Annotated in this window: 8 protein-coding genes; 2 read left to right on the top strand and 6 right to left on the bottom strand. The window is 71.8% G+C overall.

Annotation, left to right across the window (positions count from 1 at the left end):
* Window positions 1–53: 53 nt before the first annotated feature.
* Genes ABZS58_RS50885 through ABZS58_RS50870 form a run of 4 tightly spaced genes read right to left on the bottom strand, consistent with a single transcriptional unit; the run spans window position 54 to window position 2,345 of the window.
* Window positions 54–371: a hypothetical protein gene (locus ABZS58_RS50885; RefSeq protein WP_354792027.1), complete on the bottom strand. Its 318-nt coding sequence runs from the start codon at window positions 369–371 to the stop codon at window positions 54–56.
* Between the two features lie 50 nt (window positions 372–421).
* Window positions 422–1,174 carry a hypothetical protein gene (locus ABZS58_RS50880; protein WP_354792025.1) on the bottom strand — a complete coding sequence of 251 codons (753 nt, stop codon included), beginning with the start codon at window positions 1,172–1,174 and terminating at the stop codon, window positions 422–424.
* Window positions 1,171–1,653, bottom strand: a complete 483-nt coding sequence (locus ABZS58_RS50875; RefSeq protein WP_354792023.1) for a hypothetical protein — start codon at window positions 1,651–1,653, stop codon at window positions 1,171–1,173. Before ABZS58_RS50875 ends, ABZS58_RS50880 begins: the two co-directional genes overlap by 4 nt.
* Entirely contained in the window at window positions 1,650–2,345 is a 696-nt protein-coding gene (locus ABZS58_RS50870) for a hypothetical protein (protein WP_354792021.1), read from the bottom strand. The genes ABZS58_RS50875 and ABZS58_RS50870 overlap by 4 nt, the downstream gene beginning before the upstream one ends.
* Before the next feature lie 218 nt (window positions 2,346–2,563).
* Here ABZS58_RS50870 and ABZS58_RS50865 point away from each other — a divergent pair, with 218 nt between their 5' ends.
* The gene (locus ABZS58_RS50865) at window positions 2,564–4,276 is read left to right on the top strand and encodes a CHAT domain-containing protein (protein ID WP_354792019.1); all 1,713 of its coding nucleotides are present in this window, start codon (window positions 2,564–2,566) and stop codon (window positions 4,274–4,276) included.
* Between the two features lie 19 nt (window positions 4,277–4,295).
* On the opposite strand, the gene ABZS58_RS50860 is transcribed toward ABZS58_RS50865, so the two are convergent.
* Entirely contained in the window at window positions 4,296–4,877 is a 582-nt protein-coding gene (locus tag ABZS58_RS50860) for an NAD(P)H-dependent oxidoreductase (protein WP_354792018.1), read from the bottom strand.
* Window positions 4,878–4,888: 11 nt separating this feature from the next.
* Window positions 4,889–5,341 carry a hypothetical protein gene (locus ABZS58_RS50855; RefSeq protein WP_354792016.1) on the bottom strand — a complete coding sequence of 151 codons (453 nt, stop codon included), beginning with the start codon at window positions 5,339–5,341 and terminating at the stop codon, window positions 4,889–4,891.
* Between ABZS58_RS50855 and ABZS58_RS50850 the strand changes: the two genes are divergently transcribed.
* Window positions 5,250–5,536, top strand: a 287-nt coding sequence (locus ABZS58_RS50850) for an HNH endonuclease signature motif containing protein (protein ID WP_354792014.1), incomplete at its 3' end; no start/stop codon positions are given. The genes ABZS58_RS50855 and ABZS58_RS50850 overlap by 92 nt on opposite strands.

Genomic DNA, 5,536 nt, shown 5'->3' with positions numbered 1-5,536 from the left:
CCCGCCTCGTGGTGACCCTCGGCGGCCGGACCGTCAGCCTGTAGAAACCCCCGTCAGTGGCGGGCCGCGTCGCGGCCCGCCACCTCGGTGACGGTCAGGACGGCGGCCACGTCCGTCAGCCGGGCCGCCGGCACGAGGTCCGGCCGCCCGCGGAGCAACTCCTGGAAAAGGTTCATGGCGGTGGCGAACGCGTCGGTGTTCCCGACGTCCGCCTGGAACCGGCACAGGTGCAGCATCGCGAGTGAGCGCAACTGCTCGGGCCGGATGGTTCCGGTGGCGCCGACCGTCGCCTCCCACAGGGCGTAGGCCTCGGCGGTCGCGGCGGGGTCCAGCACCGCCGCCGCGTCGCCGTGCTCCGTGAACATCACCACACGCCGCTCAACCGCTTGCCAGAGGTCTTCCACCCGCATCCGGTCCCCGGTCAATGGAACGTCACGCTGACCTTCAGACGGAGACTCCGGGACGTATCGCTGATCCGGTTGAGGGTGGCGGCGAACGACGGCCCGAACTGCTTGAGCACCGACCGTACCGTCGCGGCGAACTCGAGCTCGCGGTGCGCCTCGGAGCTGATGTCCAGCTCGAGGACGTGACTGCCGAGGGCGTTCACGGACGACCGGCGCTGGCGGATCAGGCTGCTCACGACCGGGTCGGCGATGAGGTCGCCCTCGCGGGCGGTGGCCTCGGCCGCGTCGACGTCCGACTCGCCGGTCTGCCAGGACCAGCGGGCCTGGACGGACTGGGCCATCCGGTTCAGCCAGGCGCCCCGGCCGGTGCCGTTGACCTCCATGGCACCGGTGCGCAGGTCGACCGAGCCGGTGACCTCGCCCTTCTCGGTGACCTCACGGACCTCCTGCACCTCGAGCTCCCGCGCGCCCAGGAGCTGGCACACGACCGCGAACCGGTTGAACTTGGCGAGGGAGATCTGCTCGTACGCCGTGACCGCGTCCACGTATTCGCCGCCGTCCCAGCGGTTGCGGATCAGCAGCATGCCGGGCTGGAGCCGGTCCGCCAGCCGGTTCAGGGCGGGAAGATCGCTGAACGGCGGGCGCAACGGCACGGGCACGACCGTCGTGAACGGGTCGGCGAGCAGGTCCGGGTTGCTGGCGCGGGCATCGGTGTACTGATCGCGGCTGATGACGACGAGCCGTCGGCGCAACTGCGGCGGCCGGCTCACCGGTGCCCCCGAGCGGGCGCCACGGCGCGGAACAGCCGCCGGAGCCAGCCACCGAGCCGCGACCGCAGCGCCGCGACCCGCCGAAAAGGGCGGGTCGTCCGCCAGCCGTCGGCCAGCGCTTCGCTGAGGGTCGCCGGCTCGACGTCCAGGTCGCCGGCCCGCAGGATCTCCGCCGCCTGCGTCGCGCAGCGGGTCGGCCAGTCCGAGCCGCCGACCGCCGACACGACGATCGTGACCAGCAGGCGGTCGCCGACCGGCACCTCGACGAGCAGCGTCTCCGCGTGCCGGACGGCCCGGCCGTGAGGTCCCGACGTGTCGGCCGCGGCCCGGTCGACGATCTGGTTGAAGAGCTGGTGGATCCGGGCGCGTTCGCCGGTCCGGCCCGGGTCGAGGGACCGGCCGTCGTGCCAGGCCAGTGCCGGCCGGGCCGCGCCGAACTCCAGGTACACCACCCGCAATCGTGCCTTGCCGGTCGTCATGTCCGCTCCCATGCGACGATCTGGTCCATGATCCGGTCGCTGAGCGCGCCGGCCGACGCCGGTGATTCGAGGCTGCCGGCCACCACGCGGACCCGGCCGGTGCCGCCGAGCTTCAGCACGATCGGCTCGAGCTGGCCGGCGAGGTGCTTGCGGTAAGCGTCCTCGCCGAGCTCGGCCTGTCTGGGGTCCTGGTCGCACCAGGTCACGGTGAGGACGCAGAGTTTGGCCCTGCCGCCGTCCAGCCAGGGCCGGATCAGCCCGGCGGAGTCCTCGATCCTCTCCCATCCCTTGGTGAACGGGCCGTACCCGTCCGGGTGCAGGTCGGCCGCCCGCTCCTCGTCGACCAGATCCACCGCGCGGACCAGGTAGAGCACCACGGCGCTCGCCTCGGCCGGGCCCTTCCACTCGGCCCAGTCGCTTTCGTCGCCGCTGAGATCGGCGAGCTTGCGGAACACGAACCGCCGGTCCCCGGCCACGGTCTTGATCCGGTCGAAGTTGCGTTTCGCCTGCGTGTGCGCGCGTCCCTCCTCGACCCATTCGCCGCGCCAGAAGTCGATCAGGGTGGACTTGCCGCTGTCGTTGACACCGAGCACGGCGATCCGCAGGCTCCGGCGCCATTTCCGCGCGGCGACCGCGGCGCCGACAGCGCCCGCGGCCGCGATTCCCGCATAGATGATGATTGGGATCGGCACGCAAACCTCCACCGCTGGGGGACAACGCCTGCACAACCGAACTGACGGACAGGGATGGCGGCCCACCCCGGTTCGGTCGGTCGGGCGGGCAGGAATGGCCGTCCGAGCGGCGGTCGCCGCCGTTCGTTCGGCGGTCCGGCGGGTCGTGGCTGGCTATGATTCCGGTCGATGACATCCGAGGGTTCGGGCAATGCGGCGGCACGCTGTGCGGGGCTGACATGGTGAGGCGCCGCGACCAGGAGAAGGCACGGCAGCTCGTGCAGAGCGGCATCGACCTCAATCAGGCCGGGAAGGCCAAGGAGGCGTTCGCCGCCTATCTGCAGGCCATGCAACTGGATCCGGACAACAGCCTTGCGCCCAACGGCCTGGCGCTGCTGATCACGGCCAGCGCGACCGAGCCGGCGCAGCTGGACCAGGCGCTGCAGCTGGCCGAGCGGGCCATCGCGTCCGCAGGCGATCCGTTCCTCAAGGCGATGTGCGTGAGCACCCGGGCCGAGGTGCGGCTGCGCCGCGGGGAGCTGCAGCTGGCGATCCAGGACTCGGTGGCCTCCCTGCAGATGCTGGGCGCGAAGGCGCTCCCGCAGACCCGCGCGAACGTGTTCCGGCGGATCGGCACGGCCCGGCAGTTCCTGGGCGAGCTCGACGCGGCGTTCGAGGCGTACCGCCTGGCGGTCGAGGCGGACCCGGCGGACGTCAACTGCCGGACGCTGCTGGCGCGGGTCGCCAAGGACCGGGGTGACCACGCCACGGCCCTCGCCGAGTACACGAGCGCGATCTCGATCGTGGCGGGCGCGCAGCAACGCTTCGCCCAGCCGGCCCAGCTGCTGGCGATGCTGCTCAACGACCGTGGCTGTGTGCGGGCCGCGGTCGGCGCCTATCGCGAGGCGGAGACGGACTACCAGCTCGCGGTGAAGTTCGATCCGCAGTATCCGTACGCATATGTCAACTGCGCGTTCGAGGCCGGCCGCCGCGGGGACCGGCCGGCGATGGTCCAGTACCTCGACGCCGGGCTGCAGCGGGCTCAGCAGAACGACGCCCACCTCATGAACACGCTGCTGACCGAGGTCGCCGTCGGCGAGAACGGCGACGTGATCCTCGGCGTCCTGTTCAAGCACGGCCGGATCAGCCCGGAGGTGTACCAGAAGCAGCTGGAAGGGCTGCGGCAGCACAGCGGGCCGTCCCGCCCGCCGAACCCGATCGGCGACCCGGCGAACGCCCTGCCGGTCGGCACCGCGCAGACCGCCGAAGCGCCGGCCGACACGATCACCGCCGCCCTGCCGAAGGCGCGGATCGTCGTGTTCGCGGCGAACCCGTTGATCAACGACCAGCTCGCGCTGGGCCGGGAGATCCGGGAGATCACCGACAACCTGCGGGCGAGCAGGCACCGGGACGCCTTCGAGATGGTGCCGTGCCTGGCCGCCCGCCCGAACGACCTGCTGCAGTACCTCAACGAGTATCTGCCGCACATCGTGCACTTCAGCGCGCACGGCAGCCAGGCCGGCGAGATCATCCTCGCCGCGGACGGCTCCCAGCCCTGGCGGACCCGCGACCTCGACCCGAGCCCCGCCGGTGGGAACCAGCGGGCCGTGAGCGCCGTGGCCCTGGGCGAGCTGTTCCGGATCATGAAGGACAACATCCAGATCGTCGTGCTCAATGCCTGCTACTCGGCCGTCCAGGCGAAGGCGATCAACGAACACATCGACTACGTCGTGGGCATGCGCCGGTCGATCCGGGACGACGCCGCGATCGTCTTCGCCGCCGCGTTCTACAGCGCGCTCGGCTTCAACCGGACCGTCGTGGAGGCCTTCGAACAGGCGAAGGTCCAGCTGACCGTGGTCGGCATCCCCGAGCAGGACGTGCCGGAACTGCTCGTCCGCCCCGGCGCCGCCCCCAGGCTCGTTTTCGGCACCGTCAAACCATCCAGCGCCTGACGGGCCCGCCGAGCCGCCGTCAGCGCGGCTGCCGTACCGCGGCGGACCGCAGCGGGCGCATGCCCTCCTCGACGCGGGCGAGCTCGTCGAGCATCGCCGTCGCCGCGTCCGCCATCACCGGGGTCGCGGCCAGGACGCCGTCGTGGATGAGCTGGGCGTGGAACGGGATGTTGACGCTCTCGAAGACCGGCACCATGCGCAGCGTCGTCACGACCTGCTTCAGCTGCTGGACGGCGCGGGTGCCGGCGGCGACGCCACCGTAGGAGACGAAGCCGACCGGCGCGTACGCCCACTCCTGCGACAGGTGGTCGATCGCGTTCTTCACCGCGGCCGGGTAGCCGTAGTTGTACTCCGGTGTCACGACGACGAACGCGTCCGCCTCCTCGACCTGGGCGCTCCAGTCCCAGGTGTGCTGGTGCACGTACTGTCGCAGCCGCGGGTGGTGCGGGTCGGCGAGCAGCGGCAGGCCGATCGCCGCCAGGTCCGCGATCCGCAGGTCGAAGTGCCCGTGCTGCTTGGCGCGCTCGGCGAACCACTCGGCGATGGGCAGCCCGGCGCGGCCGGGACGGGTGGAGCCGATGATGACCATGAGGGTCGGCATGGTGCGGCCTTTCAGGAAGCTGGACCGCCGGCGAAGGCGGTGAACTGGGCGAGCGCGGCGAAGTCGTCGACGGCGTCCCGGCCGGCGACCTGGTCCAGGGGATGCCCCTGGATGAGCCGCTTCCCGGGCACCTCGAGCCGCTTGCCGGTGCGGGTGTGCGGGATGACGGGCACGGCGACGACGTCGTCCGGGACGTGCCGCGGCGACGCCCGCCCGCGGATCTCCGCCGTCACGTGCCGGATCAGCTCCTCGGTGAGGGGGACGCCGTCGGCTGGGACGACGAAGAGGACGAGCCAGTATGCACCGTCGCCGAGCTCCGCGCCGATGACGGGCGAGTCCCGGATCTGCGGGAGACCGTCGACGACGGCGTAGATGTCGGCGCTGCCGAGCCGGACCCCGTGCCGGTTGAGCGTGGAGTCGGAGCGACCGGACACGACGACGCTGCCACGGTCGGTCGTCAGCATCCAGTCGCCGTGCCGCCAGACGCCGGGGTACGCGCAGGTGCGGGCCGAGGTGTGGCGCCGCGACGGCGGGGCGTGCGTGGAGTGCCAGGCGACGGAGTACCTGGAGTTCGACCACGTCATCCCGTGGAGCCGCGGCGGCGCGACCAGCGCCGGCAACCTGCAGCTGCTGTGCCGCCGCTGCAACCTCGCCAAGGG

Source organism: Dactylosporangium sp. NPDC005555 (assembly GCF_040605635.1).
Lineage (GTDB): Bacteria > Actinomycetota > Actinomycetes > Mycobacteriales > Micromonosporaceae > Dactylosporangium.
This window is presented reverse-complemented; position numbering and strand designations above follow the sequence as displayed.